The organism is Fibrobacter sp. UWH5 (genome assembly GCF_900142505.1).
In the GTDB taxonomy this organism is placed as follows: Bacteria; Fibrobacterota; Fibrobacteria; order Fibrobacterales; family Fibrobacteraceae; genus Fibrobacter.
The window spans coordinates 38,478-61,257 of record NZ_FRBB01000003.1 but is presented as its reverse complement, the minus strand read 5'-3'; the positions used below and the strand labels follow the sequence as shown (position 1 = coordinate 61,257).

Here is a 22,780-nt window from a genome sequence, read left to right as displayed (position 1 = left end):
GTGCAGTGGGCGCATATGCTCAGGTTGACTCCGTCCAGACGGATTCTGTTCAGAATAAACCTATTATAGATAATGCCGTTCCGCAGCCCTTTCAGGCAACTGACAGCCTTGTGGCTTCTATGCCTGTGGAACCTGTAAATCCGTATGCAGAACTTGAACAGATTCCCCCAAATCGATTCCAGGACATGGTGGTTCGATATGATCGTGCCCGCGCCTTGAGCCTGGACGAATCCCAGCCTAGGGATGTTCGTGACTTTGCCAATGCGGCCCAGTTCTTCTATAAGGAACAGTGGGATAGTGCTTTTGACGCTTACAGCAAATTGATGGGCCGTGATACGGCCTTGGATGGTGCCGTCGTTCTCCGTATGGCCAAGGCTAAGTTCCAGCAGGGTGACTTCAAGCAGATGCGCGAAACCCTCCAGAAGAACAAGGCCATGGAAAAGGATGCCTCCTGGGACCGTCAGGCAAGCCGCCTCCGTATCGAGGCCGCCATGGCCGATTCTACTTTGAGTGATCGTGCCCATGCAGATTCCATCAAGGCCTTTATTGATAAGTATCCTAAGTCTGACGATGCTTCTGCCCTTAAGTATCGTTATGCCAAGTATCTGGAACAGTTCAAGCAGCTGAAGAATGCGAAACGCGTCTACATGCAGTTGTTGACAAGTTCTACTTCTTATAAGGATTCTGCTTTCTCGGCCATTCGTCGCCTGCGTAAGGTTCAGGGCGCTCCGGAAAGCTTGTCGGAGAAGGTGGCCTATGCCAAGATGGCCTGCGCCAAGGATGAGGCTGCTAGCTGCCTGACCTTGCTGGATTCCATTCAGATTCTTGATGCGGCCTTGCTTGCTAAGTCTCCGGAATCTGCGGTGGCTCTTCCTGAAGATTCTATCCAGAGCAAGTTGCCTGTGAGCAGCCTGGACATGGATACTCGAATTAACCTTTGGGAAAAACGCGCTGTCGCTCTTCGCGGCTTGAAGCGGGAAGATGAGTCCATTAAGCAGTTCCGATTCTTGCTGGATTCTGTGGAAATGCGTCCTCTGTGGATTCAGTCTACCCTGCGTCTGCTTCGCAACAACTCTAGCAAGTATGCCCGCGAAATTAAGATGTTCGATTCCCTGCTGGCCGACGTAAGCAAGTACAGCAAGGAAAACGCCAACAATTTGTGGGTTCGTGGCTTTGAATACGAGCAGAATCAGAAGTATGATAGCGCCGTAGTTTGCTACCGCGAACTTTCTCACAAGCGTTTCAAAAATAATGTTAAGCGTCAGTGGGCCAAGTTCCGCATTGGCTTTGTCTACTTCAAGCAGGAAAAGTGGCAGGAAGCTATCGATGCTTTCACCGATGCGACCAAGGATCAGTTCCTCTGGAGTGGAAGTGGCGCCCGCATGTTCCTGGGGGATGCCTACATGAAATTGGGCAAGGATTCCCTGGCCCGCGAAGCCTACCTAGATTGTATCCGCGATTTCCCGCTGGCCTACTACGCTCATCGTAGTCGCATGAAGCTGGTGGAATACAAGCTGATGGATGCGAAGGACGTTCCCTATGCCCATGGTATTCCCATGTCGCCCGAACAGACTTTGGCCTGGATTCGTGACTCTCAAAAGCTGGGCAGGCCTGACGCTACTTATAGCCCGGAACGTTATAACCGCATAAAGACCTTGTTCCATTATGGCTTTACGGATCAGGCATTCGCTCTTTACGATGAAGCTCGCAAGAAGAATGCTAAGCGTCTGGACTTCCTTTATGAATATGGTCAGCTGTTCTATGAAGTGGGCGAAACTGCTGCCGGTTACCGTCTGGCTCGTCAGTTCCAGAACAATATGGACCGTCGCCGTCTTATGGCTCCGCCCATTGCCGTCCTGCATTACCTGTTCCCCATTCCTTATCGCGATCAGGTGAAGTTCCATTCCGGTGATCGCATCGACCCCTTCTTCGTGTATAGCGTTATGCGTCAGGAATCCATTTTCAACTTTGAAATTGCTTCTCCTGTTGGCGCCTGCGGCTTGCTGCAGATTATGCCCGCTACAGGAAAGACCCTGGCAAAGTTGGAAAATATCGAGAACTTCGATCCGAAGCAGTTGTACAATGCCTATATGAACATCCGTCTGGGCATCCGTTACCTTGTGGATCTGAAGGCTGAGTATAACGATGACTATATGTATGTCCTGGGCAATTACAATGCAGGTCCCAAGCCCACCAAACGTTGGCAGGCTGCAGGCCAGGGCCTCCCTTGGGATGTCCGTGCTGAAGATGTGAGCTATTGGGAAACCCGCGACTACGTAAAGCGCGTCATGGGCAATTACTGGATCTATCAGGAAATTTACGACGAACTGTAAGACGCGAGGCGACAGGTACGAGGTATGAGGGCGGAGCCTGGGGCTCCTTTGAGGTAAATAATCGCGCCGAAGGCTCCTAGCTTATTAACTCATAATTCGTAATTGATATCTAAACCGCTAGATTCCTCGACTCCACTTCGTTTCGCTCGGAATGACACTCAAGGAATCTCATCACTCATCACTCTTCACTATTAACTCCCCATGCTTTTTCTTCTTTTGACCATTGGCCCCGCGTTTCTTTTTGCCTGCGGAAATATCCTTGAAAAATCGGGTGTTTCCACCGTGGGCAAACGTACTGGTGGTGTGTCTAATCCTTGGCAGTTTCTGAAAGGCGTCCTGAGTAATGGCTTTTGGTGGTTGGGCATCAGCTGTTCCGGCCTTGCGACTATTGGTTATTACATAGCCATGGCACGCTATGACTTGAGTCAGGTGCAGCCTATGATGGTGCTGAATCCGGTTTTGACGGCATTGATGGGTTTCGTTATTCTGAAAGAAGTTCTGACTCGCCGTATTGTTGTAGCGATCTGCTTTGTGGTGGTAGGCCTTCTTTATTCTGTAGAATCCCTTGGCGAAGCGACCAGCGTACAGGATGTTTCTATGTTGTGGGCTTATGCCGGGGTCGTTTGCGGTGCTACCTTTGTTGCTCACCTTTGGGTTAAGGATCGCGAAATGGTGGATTCCCTGATTATGGGTGTGGGTTTTGGAATTTCGGCTGCATTCTATAAGAGCCTCGCCATGGATTTTGACCTTGACAATGTGACTCTTTCTTCCGTGGGAGTCCTTCTTCTAGACTTTAGAACTTTGGGTTATATTGTCACTTACGGCATTGCCTTCTTGTATTCCCAAGTTTCTTTTTCTCGGGGCAGAGCCCTGTTTATTATCCCGTTCAGCGCTGCTGTCGGTGCTGCTGTTCCTACGATTGCGGGAGCCTTGGTCTTTAGCGAGGCATTCCCTCTTGGAAAGATGATTTCTGTTGCGCTTGTTCTTACGGGAGCGGCCCTGTTCGTGGTTCGTCGCCCTCGTTTAAAGAAAGGCGAAAAGGCCTAATGATTCGTGAAAGATCTGTTTGCCCTTGTGTGATATAGATTGCAAGTCCCGCCCTTAGGCGGGCATTTCTGTATATATTTGAATCGGGTATGCTTATGTTAGACTATAAAAAAATTTGCCTAAATTCTTTGGTAATTGAATTCTGGGTGTTAATGCTGACCTTGGTGTTTGTAGCGTGTTCCAGCGAGAGTGGTGAAACCAAAAGTGTTCAGGTTGTTGAATCTGAAATGAGCTCGTCATCGGAAGATTCTACGGTTACGGAACCCCCGAAGTTTTCCTATGTGGGCGGCCCGATTATTTTTACAGAAGTGGATCCCATCAATACGGTCTATGATGATCATGAGGGTGGTGATGCCGGTTGGGTTGAACTGTATAATTCTTCCAGCGAACCGGTGAATCTAAAGGGAATGGCTTTGACCAATTCACTGGACAAGCCTGAAAAATGGATTTTTGGAGATGTGGTTCTACAGCCGGATTCCTTCATGCTGGTTTATCTATCCGGGAAAAATTTGCCTGATTTTGTTGCTCCTCATGATTCAATCAGCTTGATTGGAACGGGTTGCTGGAGTTGGACAGATGCCCAGAATGATCCCCCGGGAGAAAGCTATTCTGAACCGTTAGACGGACAGAAAAAACTGTGCTTTACGGAAAATAATGGACGGATGTTTGGCGCCCGGATGCGTCTAGGCGAAAATGAGAAACTGGGCTGGTCTTCCATTTCGTCCTTTGTGGGGACGAGGAGTAGCGGCGAAAATGATGTGCTGGACATTTCGGCTACCAATGAGATTTTGCTTCATGCCTTTATCACCAGGGATCGAAAGGTGTCCTTCCGTTTGGGTCAAACGGGACTTGATGACTGGAAAGGTTACGAATTGGTCTTTACGGGAACGGGGGATTCTTCTACGGTGTATCGCGCCTTGCTTCCTACGGGGAAGACGTTCCCTGACTTGTCCATCATTTATGGAACTAGGATGAGCCCGGAAAGTCAGGAAAAGCAGGAAGTGACCGTGAAGGCCTTCTCTTACATCGCGCGAAACAGAGGGCATGAACCTCATACGTCCTTCAAAATCAAGAACGAAGGTGGTTCGCTATACTTGATGAAAAATGCGTTGGAAATTATGGACTCTGTGGCGTACCCCAAACTGCCTGTTGAAAAGACCTGGTCTTTGGGCGATGGCCGCTGGGGCTTTGCCGATGCGACGCCTTATGGTGTGACAGTTTCCGATGTGGTTTCGGAAAGGTCGCCTGCTTTGGATACTTTGACTGATTTGCCTCCGTCAGGTTTTTACCAGGATGAGTTTGTAGTGTCGTTCCCGAAGGAAAGTATGGTGCGCTGTGAATTTGGTGGAGCCGTTCCTACGGAGAATAGCCAACTGGTTTTGGCGTTGAAGGTGGACAACTCCGCTGTAGTTCGCTGCGCCAGCTTTATTCCGGGCGCCCTTCCTGGAGAAGTCTTGAACCGAACTTACCTTTTTGAAACGACGCCCAGTGTTCCGACGGTCTTTATAACTAGCGATCCCAATTCCCTGTTTGACCCTGATACGGGAATCTACATGGAAGGTCCCAATGCCGAACATGCGGAACCTCACTACGGTGCCAACTATTGGGAAGACAAGGAAGTTCCTGTTTTTGTTGAACTACTTGAAGTGGGGCAGGGCGCTCCTGCTTTTGCCAAGAACGCCGGGCTGAAAATTTTCGGAAACTACAGTCGTCAGAATGAAAAAAAATCCGTGGCAATTACATTCCGAGAAAAGTATGGCGACAAAAGATTGAACTATCCCTTGTTCCCTGATTTCCCGGATTTAACTAAGTTTAAAGTTTTCCTGTTAAGGAATAATGGTAGCAATTTTAACAACGACTATATTCGAGATCGTTTGGCCAGTTCTATTTCAGAAGGGCTTGGCGTTGACTATCAGAGAGGGCGTGGCGCAATCGTCTATTACAATGGCGAGTACTACGGTATTCACAACATCCGTGAACGCTCTACGGAATATTATTTCGAAACCCATTATGGATACGACCCCGATGAAATTGACTTGCTGAAGGCGGATAATGCCGCATCGGCTGGGTCCGCTATTGGCTACACCGATTTGATGTCCTGGATGGAAGATCATGATTTGTCTTTGGATGAAAATTATGCCTATGTTTCGGAGCAGATTGATGTAGACAACTTGATGAATTACATGCAGACGGAAATTTTTGCAAATAATAGGGACTGGCCTGCCAACAATCTTAAGAAGTGGCGCTGTGAAAATCCCGCAACAAAATGGAAATGGTTCATTTACGATACTGACTTTGGTTTTGGTGGCAGTTCCACGGATCAAAGCAATATTTTTGACTTTACTACTACGGAGGAGGGCAAATCTTGGCCCAACGGACCGGAATCTACGTTCCTTTTAAGGACGCTCCTTAAAAATCAGACGTTTAAAATTGCGTTCATAAATCGTATGACAACTCTCCTTTCCATGAATTTTGAGTCCAGTAGGATTCTTGCTCGAATCGAGTCCATGATGGGTGAAATTGAGTCGGAAATTTCCAGGGATCAGGATCGTTGGAACCATAAATCCTCTTACATGAGTAGTCAATTTGATAAGATTAAGAGTTTTGCCAAAACCCGTCAGGCCGTAATCGTGACGGAACTGCAGGAATTCTTCGGTCTGGGCGAGGTGGCGGAGGTTTCCCTATCTGTGGAGGGGCATGGAACCATCCTTGTCCATGGGTTGTCCTTGGATCGTAACTCTATGACTGTCAAGTTCTTTGCCGGCACTCCCGTGACTCTTACCGCTGCTCCGGTGTCAGGTGGTGTGTGGGCTGGCTGGGCTGATGGTGTCATGGACGCTACCCGAACAATTCTCCCCGAGGAAATAACCTCCCTAACAGCCACTTTTAGGTAGCACTTTGGGTGTCCAAAACGTTTTTTTTCTAAATTTAGGGTATTATGAGTTTTACTACAAAGATTCTTTGCATTGGTGCGGGCTACGTCGGTGGTCCCACCATGACCGTTATTGCCGACAAGTGTCCTGATGTAAAAGTTACTGTCGTTGATATTAACCAGGCCCGCATTGATGCCTGGAATAGCGAAAACCTCCCGATTTTTGAACCGGGACTGGATGACGTCGTTAAGCGTGCCCGTGGCCGTAATCTTTTCTTTAGTACCGATATTCCGGCTGCAATTAAGGAAGCGGACATCATCTTTGTGTCTGTGAATACTCCGACCAAGACGTTCGGTCATGGCGCCGGAAAGGCTTCTGACCTCCAGTACTGGGAAAAAACCGCTCGAAATATTCTTGAAATTGCCGATGAAGGCAAAATTATCGTGGAAAAGTCCACTTTGCCGGTTCGTACTGCCGCCGCAATGGAACGCATCCTGAATTCCAATGATAAGGGACTCCACTTCGAAGTTCTGTCTAATCCGGAATTCTTGGCTGAAGGTACCGCCATCCAGGATCTGTTTGAACCGGACCGTGTTCTTATCGGTAGTCACCAGACTGAATCCGGCTTGGCCGCTTGCCAGAAGCTGGTCGATGTCTATGCCCACTGGGTTCCCCGTGATCGCATCCTGACCACGAACCTGTGGAGCTCTGAACTGACAAAACTTACTGCAAACGCCTTCCTGGCTCAGCGTATTAGCTCCATCAACTCCATTAGCGCCCTGTGCGAACGTACCGGTGCCGACGTGGATGAAGTTGCCTTTGTCATGGGCAAGGACAAGCGTATCGGTCCTAAGTTCCTGAAGGCTTCTATCGGTTTCGGTGGCTCCTGCTTCAAGAAAGACATCTTGAACCTGGTTTACCTTTGCGGTTACTATGGACTGCCTGAAGTGGCTGCCTATTGGGAAAGCGTGGTAAAGATTAACGAATGGCAGACCCATCGCGTGGTGGACCGTATGCTGGAAACCATGTTCAACACCATCGCCGGAAAGAAGATTGCCGTCTTCGGTTTCGCCTTTAAGGCAAATACGGGTGATACTCGTGAAAGTCCCGCAAACCTGGTTGTTCGCGACCTCCTTTCTGAACATGCACTGCCGGTTGTAACTGATCCGAAGGCTATTCCCGATGCAAAGCGTGACCTGAAGGATGTACTGGATCAGGTTGAATTTAACGAAGATCCGTATAAGGCCGCCGAGGGCGCACATGCGGTGGTGGTCTGCACTGAATGGAAGTGCTTTGCTGAACTGGATTGGAACCGTATTTACAGTTCCATGGCTAAGCCTGCCTTCGTGTTTGATGGCCGTAATATTTTGGATGCAGATGCTCTTCGCAAGATTGGCTTCGAAGTGACGAGTATCGGTAAGGGTAAGGCGGAGTAAAAAGGATTATTTTTTATGGCAGCAATTAGTGTCTTTGGGCTTGGGTATGTGGGTTGCGTCGGCATTGCATGCTTGGCGAAACTGGGCAACAAGATGGTGGGCTGCGATGTTGATGCAAACAAGGTTTCCCGTGTTTCCAAGGGTCTTCCGACCATTGTCGAAAGAGACATTGATGAATTGATGGAAGAAGGCTTCAAGGCTGGGTTGATTTCTGCAACCGAGTCTGTCGAAGAGGCTGTCTTGAATACGGATTTGTCTTTCCTGTGCGTTGGAACTCCCAATGCACCTGATGGACATCTGGATGTTTCTTATTTGATAACCGCTGCAGAAAGTATTGGCTCTGCACTCAAGAAGAAGGACTCGTTCCATATTGTCATTATCCGTAGTACGGTTCCTCCTGGAACTAACGCTATGATTTCAGAACGTATCGCTGAAATTTCCGGCAAGCAGGTCAATATGGATTTTGCTGTTGTTTCCAATCCGGAATTTCTGCGTGAAGGGACTGCAGTAAAGGACTTCCTGAATCCTCCCATTACCGTTATTGGATCTCAGAACGAGATTGCGGTTAAGACCTTGCGTACCTTGTATGAACCTCTTGGCAGTGAAATTGCCGAAGTTCCCGAAAAGGTTGCTGAGATTATCAAGTTTGTCAATAACTCTTACCATGCCCTCAAGGTGACATTCGGTAACGAGGTTGGCGCAATTTGTAAGTCTCTGGGAATCGATAGCCATCAGGTGATGAACTTGTTCTGCAAGGATACTCAGCTGAATATCTCTCCGTACTATTTCAAGCCCGGTTTTGCCTATGGTGGCTCTTGCTTGCCTAAGGATCTTAAGGGTTTGAAGTTCCTTGCTGAAAATAATGATGTCAGTGTACCTGTCCTTGACTCCATTGAAAAGAGTAACGATGCTCACATCGATAGAGTTGTTGAACTGGTCAAGAATTCTGGATGCAAGGATGTGGGCGTTATTGGTTTGACCTTTAAGGCCGGCACTGACGATTTGAGAAATTCTGCTTCGACTCGTATGGTCGAGGCTCTGATGAAGTCCGGTTACAATGTCCGTATCTTTGACAGATTCCTGAACCTGGCTCTGGAAAAAGAAACGAACCTTAAGGATTTGAATTCTCGAATTCCTCATTTGCTGCCCCTTTTGAAGGGCTGCACCGAGGATGTGGTGAAGTGCAGTTCCCTGGTGATTGTGACCGTGCGTAATCCCGATATTCCTGCGATGATCCGTAAGTACACGAACGTACGTTTCTTCGATCTGGATCGTGTGAAGGATTCTTCTGTGGAATGCTTGCCCAATTATGAGGGCTTCTGCTGGTAGTATTTTATGTCTGAGTTGTGCGGAAAGAAAGTCTGTATCGTTGTTGAAAACTTGCCGGTTCCTTTTGATAGGCGCGTCTGGCAGGAAGCAACGTCGCTTCATGATGCTGGTGCCGAAGTTACTGTGATTTGTCCCCAGACAAAGAAGTATCCCTTGGCGTACGAAGAACTCGACGGTATCAAGATTTATCGTCATCCGCTTCCTGAAGCAAACAGAACCTTGGATTATTTCAAGGAATATTTCTGTGCTCTCTTTCATGAATTTAGACTGCTCTTGAAGGTGTTCCGGAAGCAGGGCGTGCAGGATGTAATCCATGCCTGCAATCCTCCTGACTTGATTTTCATTGCGGCATTCCCGTTTTATGCATTGACCCGCTGCAAGTTCCTCTTTGATCATCATGACATCAATCCGGAACTGTGGATTGCCAAGTTCGGTAAGAAGGGCTTGGGTTACCAGGCTATGCTCCTGGTAGAACGTTTGACGTACCATTTTGCTAAACACGCTATCGTCACTAATGAATCCTACAAGGAAATTGCCATCCGTCGTGGTAAAAAGCGGGAAGAAGATGTGACGGTTGTCCGTAGCGGTCCCAATATCCAGAAGCTGAAAGTGGGCCCGGCCAAGCCTGAAGTGAAGCAGGGCTTTAAGCATCTCGTTGGTTATATTGGCGTTATGGGAAAGCAGGAAGGTATTGATCTGCTGCTCCAGTCTGTCGACTATATCGTAAATAAGAAAGGTCGCAAGGATATCCGTTTCTGCATTATGGGCGGCGGTCCTTCTCTTGAAGAACTCCGTCAGATGAATCAGTCCATGGGTCTTTCTGATTATGTGGAATTCCCGGGTCGCGTGTCGGACGAGCATCTGGCCGATGTGTTGAATACTGCGGATGTGTGTGTGAATCCGGACCTGCCCTCTGAAATGAACGACAAGTCTACCATGAATAAAATTATGGAGTACATGGCGTTTGGAAAGCCGATTGTGCAGTTCACCTTGAAGGAAGGTAAGTTCAGCGCTCAGGAAGCTTCTCTTTATGCAGAGAATACTAGCACGGAAGATTTTGCAGAAAAGATTCTCTGGTTGCTTGAAAATCCCGAAAAGGCTGCAGAAATGGGCCGCTTTGGCCGCAAGCGTGTCGAAAGCGAGTTAAGCTGGGAATATGAACGCCCGAAGCTGATCGGGGCCTATAAGAAGCTGCTGAAGGTTTAACAGTAAAATTAGCCCTCACTTTGAGGGCTTTTTTTATTTAAAGTTTGCTGTATAGGAAGACTTCTTTTCTGGGGAAACTAGGCGCGGATTTTCTGTAACGCCGTCGTCCCATTGGGTAAAGTTGTGCCCGCTTTCGGGGATGGCCTCTATTAGGAGTTTGTTTCCTCTAAAGAATGTTCCACTAAATGTTTTTGAATGATTTTCTGGAAGCCGCATTCCGTCGATGGTTATGTAGCCAGCTCCCTTGGCTTCGAAAGAAACAGGTGTGGTCTTGCCTAGGTTGAATTCTTTTCTGTAATCTTCTATGACGGATTTGTCGCGTTCTACGGCCCATTTTATGATGTCCTCGCCGTCTTTAGAAACGGAGCGAGGGAATCGTTCCATGTCACGGTCCATTTCGTCGGAGTCAATTTGGGCTAGAATCGTCTTAACAGCATTGGAAACTTTTTCGGCGGTTAGATAGTGACTAAACAGAATGGCGGAATGATTGATGAAGGCTCTCTTGAAGTCATCATTTTGAATGAGTTGAGTGTAAACCTTGGCAAATGACCATGGGGTTGAACGGTCTCGGATCCAGTCGAATATGTTCTGGTTGCTTTTTTGCCATTCATAGGAATCAAGGTTAAAACCATGATCTATGTCGAATGCCATGTATTTCCAACGTGTGGAATCTGATTTCCAGGCACGAACGTTATTTGTTGGCCAATCGTCGTTGAGGCTGTAAATTTCAAAAGCCATGTAGTTCGTGAAGTTTATTATGTCCAATTTTGTTTGCAGGGTGTCGTATTCGTCTTGCCTTGAAAAATCGGAATTGGCGATGTACCTGATGAAATCAACGTATTTTTTAATTGATTTTCCGCTGAAATTTTCGCGGTGATGTTCTACGACGGTTACGGTTTTTGAGTTGATTCCGTAGTTGGTCTCTATATAATCATCGTTTAATATTTCGCGTATGTTGTGGATTCCGTAGTATTCGCCGTTATAGAAAACTACTACGGGGTGTGAACGCTGGTAATCTATGGTTGTCCCTTCCAGAAGGCTTGTGAATGCGGCGTCTCCTACATAATCCTTGTAGAATCGATTGCCGAGATTTCTAAGACGGAAAGATTTGAATTTATTGTTGTTGGGGCGAGTGTCGAAAAGCGTGTAGGTGAGTTTGCCGTCTTGATAGACTTTTCTCATTTTGATGTTGACGGATTTCTTTGGGTAGTATCGGGTGCAGCCTCCTGCAATGGAAATTCCTGCATCAATTTCAAAACTGACTTTCTTGGATGAACTTCCTTTTGCGAAATATTCGACGTGGACGGGGTATTCCGTTTCATTGAGATATCCGGCATCCGCGTTGGGGTCAGAACATGAGTGATTGTCGTAATAGTAGGATTCCTTGAAAAAGATGGGGTCTACGCTAACGGAGATTACTGGCATCTTTATTTTTTCGCCGACAAAGTAGGATCTGGTTGTCGTGTTTATGGTAAGTGCTCCGTTTTTAAAACCGGCGCAACGCAAGATGGTGTTTTTTTCGATGAGGAGACTCTTACTGAAAATGGGGGAATTTTTGCTGGGTACAGATCCGTCCTGTGTGCAGCGGATGGTTTCCTTGTCGGATGGCGTCGGTGCCTGCAGGATAAAAGGATCTTTGTAGAATCCGGATTTTGTATTTAGATTTATGGTTTTGGCTATTTCCGAATACCAGTTTGAATCTACGTTTGCGTTTTCTGGGGTGGCTTTTGAGAAGTATCCCCAGATCCCGTCATTGTTTTTCCCGTAACTGATTCCGTTTGTCAACTGAGGGTAGGTGACTGAATCCAATACGTCAAATTTGGAATTTAGCAGATATATACTGCCGCCCTTTTTGCCTAGATTCCAGTTTGTATGAAAATTTGAATCTTTTTGATCGCAGAAGACGATTTTGTATGATTTGGCTGGAATTTCCTCGCTGGAAAATTTCCATTTGTCGGGCTCCGCTATGTTATCTGTCAAGTAGACGTTTTTGAGGCTGACGGTTGAATCTTTTGAGTTGTATAGTTCGATCCAACTAGGTAATTGACCTGCATCGTCTTTAAAATCTAAATTTTGAATTTGAATTTCTGATATGGAAATGTGAGCCCGATCCTGTAAACGCTGTTCCTCGGAGGAGTCTTCTTCGTCTGAGGCAAATATTGCACAGTTGGATATCGATGAAAGAATAAATGCCGTCAATAGCATTGTCGATATTGTGGAAAGTGTGTTTTTTAATTCAATCATCATCTGTATAATGTAATAAGGAAATTGGCTTTTTTCAAGTTTTTTTATTTAATCCATTTTTAGTCGACTTGTTCTATTTTTCTATCTTTGAAAGAGAATGTCATTAGTATGGTATATTCAACGCATTAAGACCTTTTCTCCCGAAGAGGTTTTTTATCGTGTAGGTCAGCGATTCCGCACGCATGTTCTTGATAAACGTCTGTTTAAACGAAACGTTGCAAAATGCAATTTAGAGGGGAAAGTTCCGCCCCGTTTGGTTGCTGATGAAAATGCTCACTTGATGTATCCTATCTTTGAATCGGCTGTTGATATTTATAAGCCGATAGACTGGCATCGTGATCTTTCGTCGGGAAGATCGTTCCCTGAAACGTTTGCCCATAAGATTAATATTCGTTCCGATGAATTTGGCAGCGCCAAGCATGTGTGGGAAGTTAACCGCATGCTGTTCCTGACGCGTATTGCAAAACTTTTTAAGGAATCGGGAAATCGTGATTTACTAGATCTATTTGTCTATCATGTGACATCGTGGATGGATTCGAATCCCTATTTGCGGGGGGTAAACTGGTACAGCAATATCGAGGTAAACATCCGTCTAATTAACTGGGCGTATTGCTGGAAGTTGTTGGATGCTGAAAATCTTTGTAAGTCTGACGAAAACTTCGGACGATTTGTCCGTGAAGTATGGCTTCCCCTCGTGAACCAGCATATTGAATTTTCAAGGAAGCATCCGTCGCTGTATTCGTCTGCGAATAATCACCTTGTTGCAGAATATGCTGGCCTCTTTATTGCGTCATGTTGCTGGGATTTTCCAAAACGTGAAAAATATCGTGCTTATGCCAAGGCAGGACTTGAAAGAGAAATTCTCTTGCAGAATGTGTCCGATGGCGTAAATCGAGAAGAGGCTGCCGAGTACATCCAATTTATTGATGACTTCTTTTTGCTTGCCTCCGTGATGGGAGATGAGGCGGGGTGTCCGTTGTCGTCGTCGTATAAGGACCGCCTTCATCAGATGGCTCGTTACTTGAATGCCATGCTGGATGTGAACTACAATTATCCCATGTATGGAGATGGGGATGATGGATTCCTGTTGCGTCCTGATGCTGGTGGTCATTTCAATAACTTTAGATCGCTGCTGACATCTTTTGCAACCTATTTTGCTGATGCTTCCCTAAAACGTTCCGACTTGAGTTGGGATGATAAGAACCAATTGATTTTTGACAATCAGGGAAAGGCTGCTTTTGACGCTTTGAACGCCGACGGCGATAATCCTGACAAGAATGTGTTCCTGACAGAAAGCGGTCATTACATTTTTAGAAAGATGGCTGGAGGGAGGGAAACATTTCTTCATTTTGATGCTGCTCCTTTGGGCTTCTTGAGTATCGCTGCACATGGTCATGCCGATGCATTGAGCATTATCTTGCATGTGGACGGTTTCCCTGTTGTTGTGGATTCGGGTACGTTTACTTATCATACTCACAAGGTTTGGCGTAAATACTTTATGGGAACTGTTGCCCATAATACAGTCCGCGTTGATTTTATGGATCAGGCCACTCAGGCCGGACCTACCATGTGGTTGAATCATTTTAAGTGCAGAGCCTTGCAGGTTGAAAATGATTCTGTTGTTGCAACCCACAGTGGTTATGATAAGCTTGGCGTCTGTCATTCTCGAAAGGTCGAATTCTTGCGGGACCAGGAAGAATTTATAATCACGGACTCTTTAAAGTCTGACGGATCTCATGATGCGGAAATACCCTTCCATTTAAGTCCTTGGGCGCAGGTGGTTAAAACTTCCAAGGGGGTCTTTGTAATCTCTGTTGCCGGGGCTCGTCAGGTGCAAATCACTACGGATCCGTCGCTGGAATATCGTATTGTGTCTGGCGAAGAATCTCCTGTGATGGGGTGGTATTCTGAACACTTTGGGGAAAAGGTCCCTTGCAAGGTGCTGTACGCACAAAAGAAGTGTTCTGGAAATTCAAGTTTTGAAACGAAGATTAAGGTGCTTTCATGATTGAAAAAATTTGTCATATTGGGCCGGCTCTTTATGTTCAGGGTGGAATCAGTTCTGTTCTTGTGAGTTATAAGAAGCTTTTTAAATTGCCTGAGGGCAATTTTATTGCTAGCTACAATGGCTCCTTTGTGAAGTCTCTTCCGGTTCTTTTTTTGCTTTGCTTGCGTCTTCTTATTTGCCCGCCGAGCCAGTTTGATTTCTTTCAGATTCACACTTCTAGTTATGGAAGTTTCTTTCGCAAGTATTTGATTAGCCGCTGCCTCCGTCTTCGCGGTCGAAAGTACGTTTGTCACATTCACGGAAGCCTGTTTGATAAATTCTGCAATGGAGCGCCTTCAATTGTAAAGCTAATGTTGAAGGATTATTTCGTTCATTCCGAAAAGATTTTCATTCTCTCTTCGGAAATGAAGGATATTGTTAGATCGGTGTCTCCTTCTTCCGAAAATTTCGTGGTAATCCCGAATCCTGGCGAAAGTATTGCCGGTGCTCCGGAGGATCTTTCTTTGCATGAAAATCCTGTGAAGGTGATTTTTTCAGGAAGATTCGGAAATCGTAAGGGCGTGTATGATTTGATTGAAGCCTTTGATAAGTCTTCTTTTTCTGTGCCTGTGGAGTTGTTCCTTTTTGGCGATGGTGAAGTGGACAAGGTTCGTGAATGTGTTGAAAAGTCCTCGAAATCAAGTCTGATCAGCGTGTCGCCCTGGATGAAACATGGGGATTATATCAGACAGTTGCCCAAATATGATTTGCTTGTGCTTCCTTCCTATGCAGAACGCTTTAGTATGAGTTTGGTTGAAGCACTCGGCTTTGGTTTGCCTGTGATTTCGACCTTCGTTGGTGGAACTGCAGAAGTGGTTGAAGATGGAGTTTGCGGAATTCTTTGTGAACCCGGAGACATTCTTGCCCTGACGAAGGCTTTGGAGACTATCGTTAATGATAAGGCCTTGCGACTGAAGATGGGAAAGGCGGGTTGGGAACGTGCCAGCACTCATTTTACAGGTGATGTTGTGAAGGGCTGCTTGGAAAGAGGCTACCAGGATTTGTTGAGTTAAAATATGATTAGTGTTGCGGTTCTGCTGGCGTTCTTTGCTTTGTTTGCAATGATGATTCTTGGGAATAAGAATCAGAGTTATCCTTGGATTCTTGCAAGCGTTATCCTTTTTCCGCAATGCGTCAGCTTTACCCAAAGCCCTCAGATTTCTCCCCAACAGGCTTTCCTCTACGGTTTCTTTGGCTTGGCTGTTTTAAGGAATAGCTCTGCTCTGGTTGATGGTGTCATCAAACATCCCTTGCGTATCCCTCTTTTTTTGTTGATGATGTCTCTAGCAGGAACTGCTGTATTGAATGGGGACGGTTCGAAGGGCCTTTATAATGCTTTCCGCTATTTCATGGAGAGCTATGCCTACCTTATTGTTGCCTATATGGGTGGCTTGTATTTTAAGGAAATAAAGATTGAGGAAAAGTGGTTCTATCCTGTAGCTGTCATATGTGTGCTGGGTGTAATCGAGTTTGTGCTGCGTACGAATTATATCTTCCCCCTGATTTGTAAGGCGTTCCCGAATTATGATGGCTTTTATGATTTGAACAGTGCCGTTTCTGCTTCAAGAAGCTATCGAAACAGAATATTCGTGACGACGATTCATCCCTCTGCGTTTGGCTGTATGATGAGCTGTGCCTTGATGATGTTTACCTGTTGCATGAAAAGAATTCCGTGGCCTCGCAACAAGGTGTGGTTTGTATGGGGTGCCCTGTTCCTGTTAGTGTGCCTTTCCGGATCAAGAACGGCTCTTGCTTGTTCTTTACTTGGTTTGCTGCTGTTCTTCTTAGGTAAGGTCAATGTTAAGATTAAGTTCCTTGCCGTTGTTGTGCTTGCGTTTGCAGTGGCAAATTTTGCACATAAATTTGTTGAAGAATTTTCTGTCGAGGGACAAGGTAGTTCCATATCGATGAGACAGGAACAACTTCTGTTTTCTTATGTTCATTTCATGAACAGTCCCATTTATGGAAATGGGGTTCGTTATACAAGTAAGACGGTGATGGAGCGCGACGCCTATAATGACCGCGTTACCGATAAGGAAATTGGTGGCCTGGAATCGGTGATTTTCTTCCAACTCATTGACTACGGCCTTTGTGGAATCTCATCCTATTTTCTGCTGTTCCTGTTCGCGTTCTTCTATTTCTTTAGACGACGACGTTTTGACTATGGACAGGGAGGTATGCTGGTTACGGTAGTCTTTTTTGTGTCTGCCTGTATGTCTGGTGAGATTGGCGGCAATAATGTATTTGCCTACATGCTGATGGGGTATTGTATGGGCGCATGCCGTGTTGAAGAAGATGACGAAATGCGGGAAGAAAGTTTAAGCGGTGAATCTCAGAAGATTACTGAAGAGGAGGCTGTAAGTGAATAAGTTTTCTGTTGTCATTACGACAAAAAATCGTTGTCAACTTTTAGAAAAGGCAATTCAGAGCGCCCTGTCGCAGACCACGGGGGATTTGGAATGTATCGTTGTGGATGACGCCTCTACTGATGATACCCAGAAAATTTATGCCGTAGATCCTCGCATCGTTTACGTTCGCATTGATGCCAAGGATTCACGAGGTGGAAATTATGCCCGTAATCAGGGTATTGCTCGGGCCACAGGCAAGTTTATTGCATTTCTTGATGATGATGATGAGTGGCTTCCTAATAAGCTTGAAAAACAGTTAGCTCTCCACGATCAACATCCGGGCTCCGTCATTTTTTGTGGAAGAACTTTCAAAAAAGTTTCAAGTGAAGGTGAAACTCTTCATACCGTCATTCCTCCACAGAAATTTTCTGGGAACTTGTCTCGCCTAATCCGTACCACTTACGTGACTTCCACTTCATGCCTTTTCTTCCCTAGAAATTTGCTTGAAAAAGTTGGAAATTTTGATGAACGTTTGACTTTTTGGCAGGAGTATGAACTGTGCATCCGTTTGGCACAGGTGGCTGAATTTCATTTTGTGCCGGAAGCCCTTGTGGTTTGTCTAGATGAGGTGAATGTCAAGGCTCGCGTTTCTAATAACGTGCTGAACTGGTCAGAAAATACTTCATACATCCGGAATAAGCATCAGTCCCTCTACGATGAACTGAGCTTCAAGGAAAATTGGGCCTATCATGCAACTTTGGTAAAAGACGCATTCCGACGTCACCAGCGTGCAGGAATGAAGGCTAAGGCTTTCTATTACGGTGTTATCCGTTTCTTTGTTGAATATATTCCCACGAAAGTTCTTCATCTTTTTTGAGGTACGATATGAAAAAAGTTTGTTTCTATCCGTCATGTCAAAAAAGAACAAATCATTTCCTGTTTAATCTGGCGAAGTTGCTGGAGTCTTCGGGCAATTTTCAATGTGTGAGCTACAAAGAAATGAAGAAAGAAGGCTCTGGGAATTTGTTTGAATCGGATGTTTATCACATCAACTGGTTTGATCAGAGTAAGACTTTTTTCTCCTTTTTAAAGAGACTCTATTTTTTACTTGCTCTGAAACAGAAGAATAAACGTATTGTCTGGACGATTCACAATATCGTTTCTCATGTAAAGACTCCTTTTTACAACAAGATTCTCTTTAAGCTGCTGGCCCGTTTTTCAAGTGTTATTCATGTGATGTGCGAAGACACTCTGACTATTGCCCATCTTGAAAAATATGCAGGGAAGGTTAAGCTTGTTCCTCATGGAGATTATTACGGGTCTTACCCTGAAAGCGATCTTGATGTTCGCAAGAAGTTTGGGATTGATGAACGTTCTCCGATTATGCTGTTCTCGGGGGCTATCCAGCCTTACAAGAATATAGAGGTGCTGGTGAAGGCTTTTATGAAAGCATTCGGTGAAAACGAGAATGTGGAATTGCCTGTTCTTTTGATTTGCGGAAAGGTGGAACCTGCTTCCTATGAAGCCGATATACGTAATTTGATTGGAAACTGTAAACGCATTGTCTTTAATCCTGGTTTTATTCCGGATGATGAATTGTCTGCCTATGTAAAGTCGGCGTGCGTTATGACTGTGCCCTACAGCTATCGTTCTTCTCTGAATTCAGGAACGATTCCGCTGGCGTTCTCTCTTGGGAAAACTTTGATCTGCCCTGATATTGCATGTGTCAAGGATATTTTGAAACAGTCTGATTGTCTGTATGGCTATCACTACGAATCCGAAAGCGAACATGTGGAAATTCTTGCTGAAAAGATGGCCGAGGCGTATTCTGATTTTGTTAGCGGTAAGATTGGCGAAAAGGAATCGCTTGCTGTGCAGTACATGGCCAGAAATTCCTGGGAATCCCATAAGAAGGAATGGCTTGAACTTTACGGAGAAACTTCATGCTGACTTTTATCTTTGTAGATTACAAGTCTGGTGAGGCGACGCTCAATTGCATTGCTCACTATATAAAAAAGTGTAAGAAGTCTCCTGCGGAAATTTCTTTTGTTGTCGTTGATAATAGCGTTGACGATGGCAATTTCGTGAAACTGTCTAGCGCCTATTCCACTATTTCGATAACAGAATATGATGGATCTGTTCTGGAAGAAAAGAATGTGGATGGCTACCGTCTGCTTTTGTGGAAGAATACTAGCAATGCTGGATATGGAAAGGGAAATAATGCCGGCGCGAAAATTGCAGGCGAGTTCCTGGGAAGCGATTATCTGATTTTTACAAATAATGACTTGCTTGTCCTTGATGATACTCTTTCGGTTGACACCCTGATTACCGAGACCGAAAAGCCGAATGTGGCTATCGTCGGCCCGTCCATTGTCGGTAAGGATGGACGTCCGCAGAATCCTTATTTTGAAAAGAATTTCTTTTTACGTTGGGGGTTGGACAATCTTTGCTATCCCTTGGCTCGCTTTTTGCCTAAAAAGTTGACTTCGGGTGACTTGCAAGAAAATTTTGTTCAAAATCCGGTTTTCCGAGTCATGGGCGCTTTTTTCCTGATTCCCCGTAGAATCTTTGAAGAAGTTGGCTGTTTTGATCCCAATACATTTCTATTTGCCGAGGAATTAATTCTTTCAAGGAAACTTCATGACAGGGGGTATGTAACCCACTATGTGCCGGCGGTACACCTTCTTCATAATCACTCTGAAATCATAAATAGAAATTATGATTTTTCTAAGAGGCTGATGCTCCGATTTGAATCGGAATCTTATTATTATAAGAATTATGCTGGTGTGAGTTCCGTTCAAATTTTTGTTGTACGTATGATTTTGAAGTCCTACATCTTTAGAAAGAAAATCTGCAAAAAGATAAAGAGCCTTTTTAAGAAGGTGTGATATGAACGCAATTGTTTCCGTTGTTATCCCTGTTCATAATGGTGAAAAGTATCTAAAGGAGTGCTTGGATACTGTTGTCAATCAGACCTTGAAAGACTTAGAGATAATTTGCGTTAATGATGGTAGCACAGATGGATCTCTTGCCATTCTCGAAGATTACGCTTCCCGCGATTCTCGCATAAAGGTTGTTTCACAGGAGGCGTCTAATGCAGGTCATGCCCGTAACACAGGACTTGCGGTGACTACAGGTGAATACCTTTCATTTTTGGATGCAGATGACTGGTTTGAATTGAATATGCTGGAAACGATGGTGACTGCGGCAAAAAAAGATGATGCTGACATTGTGTTCTGCAAGGCTGCCACATTTGACCAGAAAACAGGTGTTCAATCCACAAAGTCGTTTTCCCTGAAGGAACGTCTTGTGCCCAAGGGAACGGTTTTTTCTGGCAAGGATATTGCCGAGGATTTGTTCCAGTTTTGCAGAACCGCTGCCTGGGATAAACTGTATAAGGCTTCTTTCATTAAAGCGGAAGGCTTGCGGTTTCAGGAACAGGCTCGCATGAACGACTGCTTCTTTTCGACCATGGCGAATGTTCGTGCCAAACGGATGGTCGTATGCGATAAGATGTTTATTCATTATCGCATCAATACAGGGACTTCCATTACGTCCATTTCTCCGGATATAGCCTATCCCTGCACCTTGAACACCTTTGGTCTTTTACAGAAGACCATGAGGGCTGATGAGCTGAAGGCTGTTGAAAAATCCTGGAAGAATTTTGTGGTGAAAAATGTGGTAAATGAAATTTCCACGTTCTCTGTAGATGTGGCCTTCAAGTATTACACCATGCTGAAGCAGAATGATTTCGGTTTAAGCGGAATGAAAGGCTGCCAGATATATGACAGTTTCCTTTATTGCATGTACGATAAGTATTTGGATAAGGAATGGGACGAAGTATCTTTCAAGACCGCCTTTGAAAGTTTTATGCAGGAATATCGAGCCAAGAAAAAGCAGGCGAACTGGAAAAAATCTTTCAGTGGTTTGATTTCCCTGTTGCGTTCCCACAGCTTCTCCAGTTTAGTTCGTCAGTTTAGAAATTCCCGATAGGGGATCGTATGAATGGTTGTGGACTGATTTTCGCTATTTTACTAGCGGTATCTACGGCCATGGCTAGTGACCTGGATTCCCTTTTAGATCGTTTGAGAGAGGACTATTCCTCGAATGTTCCTCCGGAAGAATCCCTGAAAATTGTTGAGGACCTACATTCTGACGGAACGTGGTCTGGCCCCAAATATCATGAGAAGGGGCATACTCCCATTGAACATTTGAAAAAGACGAGAACGTTGGCGGAAAGCTATGCATATGCCTGTGCTGGACCGACTGCCAATAGTGAGTGCCTAAAAATAAAGGAGGCCGCAATAAGGTCTCTGCTTTTTTGGTTTAGTCGCGAAGAGGATTTTGTAAACGATAATTGGTGGATGAATGAAGTCGGTGTGCCGAGGGAGCTGGCTCCCATTGCACTGTTGCTGTGGGATGAATTGCCTGATTCATTGAGGACCAAAATTATTCGATGTTTCCCTGAATTGCCGAGTCGGAATGGTGTTAACAGAACATGGATTTCTGAACTGGTCGTTATCCGTGGAATTCTGGAGCGAAGAGATTCTCTGATTTATGATGGCCTGAAAAATATTGAGTCCACCATGCTTGTTACAAGTAGGGAAGGGCACCAGAAGGACCATTCCTTTTTTATGCATGGCAATCTGTTGTATAATGGCGGGTACGGGAAAATGGCTTTGTCTATTGGAGCGAAGTGGGCGTCCTTTTGTCGTGGGACGGTATATGCCTTTAATCAGGAAACACTTGATGCAATGAGCGCTCTTGCCTTGCATGGAAATCGCTGGATGATGTGGAAAGGGATGGTGGATCCCATGGTTCTAGGCCGTGAAATTTCTCGTAAGGACGATAACAAGAATGCAGGGGGATACGTTTATATTATCAGGAATTTGGAAAGTGTAGATTCCTCCCGTGCGGAAGATTATTCCTTGTGGAAAAAGGAAATAAAAGGAGAAAATTTTCTTTCGGGTTGCCATTACTTTGAGCGAGGAGAATTGATGGTTTGCCGTTCCGATGATTATTACATCTCTCTCAAGATGTCTTCAAGGAAAACGGTAGGTAGCGAAAGCATCAATCGTGAAAATCGGAAGGGGTTTTGGTTAGGGGCGGGAGTCCTGTCTGTATACCGTCACCCGGATGATTTTAAGGATATTTACCCTCTATGGGATTGGTCTATGCTTCCTGGGATTACTTGTTACGACAAGTCCGAACAGAAGGAAAAACGTGTGACTAATGAGTCTCGATTTGTTGGTGGCTTGAGTGAAGGAAACATTGGCGTCGCAACAATGATTGTTGATCGTTCGGGAATCTATGCCAAGAAAACCTGGGTGTTCATCAATGGCACTGTCGTTGCCCTGGGGGCTGATATTTCTAGCAGAATTGATTCTCCGATCCGAACAACACTGGATCAGCGCTTGTTGTCGACGGATTTTTCGCTTGAGTCTGTTCCTGCCGTTGGCGACTCTCTTGAATCGTTAATGGTTCTGCATAATGGAATTGGTTATCGCAGTCTAGACGGTCAGACCTTCAAGGTAAAGGTTGAAAATCGTGAAGGAAACTGGAGTGAAATCGGTACAACGAAATTTGTTGAACATGGAAAAATTTTCTCGCTATGGATAGATCATGGAATTCTTCCTCAAAAGGCAAAATATGCCTATCTCATGGAGGTTGGGGCAAAAACAGGTCATTTGACTTCCGGACATAAAGAACGTATTCTAGTTCTTCAAAATGATCCTGTGGGTCAGATTATTTATGATGCCGCAAACCACATTGTGTGTGGAACAATGTTCCGAGCTGCTTCATTCAAGTTCAATCAGCAGGCGTTCTTCTTTGATGTTCCCTGCGTCTTTATTTTCCGCGAAGACGGAGGATTTCTAAAAGACCTCTTGAAGAAAGACCTTGTTTTTGAAAAATGAAT

The 22,780-nt window shown here is 45.2% G+C and carries 15 protein-coding genes; 14 read left to right on the top strand and 1 reads right to left on the bottom strand.

Annotated features, from left to right (window positions below; all coding sequences use genetic code 11):
- Positions 1–5 precede the first annotated feature (5 nt).
- The 6 genes from BUB38_RS04305 (at position 6) to BUB38_RS04280 (ending at position 10,224) form a co-directional block, all read left to right on the top strand.
- Positions 6–2,333 (top strand): lytic transglycosylase domain-containing protein, encoded by a 2,328-nt coding sequence (locus BUB38_RS04305; protein ID WP_254794873.1) that lies wholly within the window; start codon positions 6–8, stop codon positions 2,331–2,333.
- Positions 2,334–2,534: 201 nt separating this feature from the next.
- Positions 2,535–3,380 carry an EamA family transporter gene (locus BUB38_RS04300; RefSeq protein ID WP_073157552.1) on the top strand — a complete coding sequence of 282 codons (846 nt, stop codon included), beginning with the start codon at positions 2,535–2,537 and terminating at the stop codon, positions 3,378–3,380.
- A 95-nt stretch (positions 3,381–3,475) separates the two neighbouring features.
- Positions 3,476–6,274: a CotH kinase family protein gene (locus BUB38_RS04295; RefSeq protein WP_254794872.1), complete on the top strand. Its 2,799-nt coding sequence runs from the start codon at positions 3,476–3,478 to the stop codon at positions 6,272–6,274.
- 44 nt (positions 6,275–6,318) lie between these two features.
- On the top strand, positions 6,319–7,689 hold the full coding sequence (locus BUB38_RS04290; protein ID WP_073157546.1) for a nucleotide sugar dehydrogenase: 1,371 nt from the start codon (positions 6,319–6,321) through the stop codon (positions 7,687–7,689).
- Positions 7,690–7,704: 15 nt separating this feature from the next.
- Positions 7,705–9,018 (top strand): nucleotide sugar dehydrogenase, encoded by a 1,314-nt coding sequence (locus BUB38_RS04285; protein ID WP_073157544.1) that lies wholly within the window; start codon positions 7,705–7,707, stop codon positions 9,016–9,018.
- 6 nt (positions 9,019–9,024) lie between these two features.
- A complete protein-coding gene (locus BUB38_RS04280) occupies positions 9,025–10,224 on the top strand; it encodes a glycosyltransferase family 4 protein (protein ID WP_073157541.1) in 1,200 nt (399 codons plus the stop codon).
- Between the two features lie 33 nt (positions 10,225–10,257).
- On the opposite strand, the gene BUB38_RS04275 is transcribed toward BUB38_RS04280, so the two are convergent.
- The gene (locus BUB38_RS04275; protein WP_073157538.1) at positions 10,258–12,471 is read right to left on the bottom strand and encodes a CotH kinase family protein; all 2,214 of its coding nucleotides are present in this window, start codon (positions 12,469–12,471) and stop codon (positions 10,258–10,260) included.
- Positions 12,472–12,721: 250 nt separating this feature from the next.
- On the opposite strand from BUB38_RS04275, the gene BUB38_RS04270 reads away from it, so the two are divergent.
- The 8 genes from BUB38_RS04270 (at position 12,722) to BUB38_RS04235 (ending at position 22,778) form a co-directional block, all read left to right on the top strand.
- A complete protein-coding gene (locus tag BUB38_RS04270; protein WP_175547640.1) occupies positions 12,722–14,476 on the top strand; it encodes a heparinase II/III family protein in 1,755 nt (584 codons plus the stop codon).
- Entirely contained in the window at positions 14,473–15,528 is a 1,056-nt protein-coding gene (locus BUB38_RS04265) for a glycosyltransferase (RefSeq protein WP_073157532.1), read from the top strand. Before BUB38_RS04270 ends, BUB38_RS04265 begins: the two co-directional genes overlap by 4 nt.
- Before the next feature lie 3 nt (positions 15,529–15,531).
- On the top strand, positions 15,532–16,884 hold the full coding sequence (locus tag BUB38_RS04260) for an O-antigen ligase family protein (protein WP_073157529.1): 1,353 nt from the start codon (positions 15,532–15,534) through the stop codon (positions 16,882–16,884).
- A complete protein-coding gene (locus tag BUB38_RS04255) occupies positions 16,877–17,740 on the top strand; it encodes a glycosyltransferase family 2 protein (RefSeq protein WP_073157527.1) in 864 nt (287 codons plus the stop codon). Before BUB38_RS04260 ends, BUB38_RS04255 begins: the two co-directional genes overlap by 8 nt.
- A 107-nt stretch (positions 17,741–17,847) precedes the next feature.
- The gene (locus BUB38_RS04250; RefSeq protein ID WP_170932341.1) at positions 17,848–18,813 is read left to right on the top strand and encodes a glycosyltransferase; all 966 of its coding nucleotides are present in this window, start codon (positions 17,848–17,850) and stop codon (positions 18,811–18,813) included.
- Positions 18,807–19,751 (top strand): glycosyltransferase family protein, encoded by a 945-nt coding sequence (locus tag BUB38_RS04245; RefSeq protein ID WP_073157521.1) that lies wholly within the window; start codon positions 18,807–18,809, stop codon positions 19,749–19,751. The genes BUB38_RS04250 and BUB38_RS04245 overlap by 7 nt, the downstream gene beginning before the upstream one ends.
- Before the next feature lies 1 nt (position 19,752).
- Positions 19,753–20,856, top strand: coding sequence for a glycosyltransferase family 2 protein (locus tag BUB38_RS04240; RefSeq protein ID WP_073157519.1), 1,104 nt, complete (start codon positions 19,753–19,755; stop codon positions 20,854–20,856).
- A gap of 8 nt (positions 20,857–20,864) precedes the next feature.
- Entirely contained in the window at positions 20,865–22,778 is a 1,914-nt protein-coding gene (locus BUB38_RS04235; RefSeq protein ID WP_073157516.1) for a polysaccharide lyase family 8 super-sandwich domain-containing protein, read from the top strand.
- Positions 22,779–22,780 lie beyond the last annotated feature (2 nt).

Bases quoted from the DNA above. Each gene is read 5' to 3' on its own strand.
- BUB38_RS04300 (WP_073157552.1), top strand. From the start codon at position 2,535: ATGCTTTTTCTTCTTTTGACCATTGGCCCCGCGTTTCTTTTTGCCTGC.
- BUB38_RS04295 (WP_254794872.1), top strand. From the start codon at position 3,476: ATGTTAGACTATAAAAAAATTTGCCTAAATTCTTTGGTAATTGAATTC.
- BUB38_RS04290 (WP_073157546.1), top strand. From the start codon at position 6,319: ATGAGTTTTACTACAAAGATTCTTTGCATTGGTGCGGGCTACGTCGGT.
- BUB38_RS04285 (WP_073157544.1), top strand. From the start codon at position 7,705: ATGGCAGCAATTAGTGTCTTTGGGCTTGGGTATGTGGGTTGCGTCGGC.
- BUB38_RS04280 (WP_073157541.1), top strand. From the start codon at position 9,025: ATGTCTGAGTTGTGCGGAAAGAAAGTCTGTATCGTTGTTGAAAACTTG.
- BUB38_RS04275 (WP_073157538.1), bottom strand. From the start codon at position 12,471: ATGATGATTGAATTAAAAAACACACTTTCCACAATATCGACAATGCTA.
- BUB38_RS04265 (WP_073157532.1), top strand. From the start codon at position 14,473: ATGATTGAAAAAATTTGTCATATTGGGCCGGCTCTTTATGTTCAGGGT.
- BUB38_RS04260 (WP_073157529.1), top strand. From the start codon at position 15,532: ATGATTAGTGTTGCGGTTCTGCTGGCGTTCTTTGCTTTGTTTGCAATG.
- BUB38_RS04245 (WP_073157521.1), top strand. From the start codon at position 18,807: ATGCTGACTTTTATCTTTGTAGATTACAAGTCTGGTGAGGCGACGCTC.
- BUB38_RS04240 (WP_073157519.1), top strand. From the start codon at position 19,753: ATGAACGCAATTGTTTCCGTTGTTATCCCTGTTCATAATGGTGAAAAG.
- BUB38_RS04235 (WP_073157516.1), top strand. From the start codon at position 20,865: ATGAATGGTTGTGGACTGATTTTCGCTATTTTACTAGCGGTATCTACG.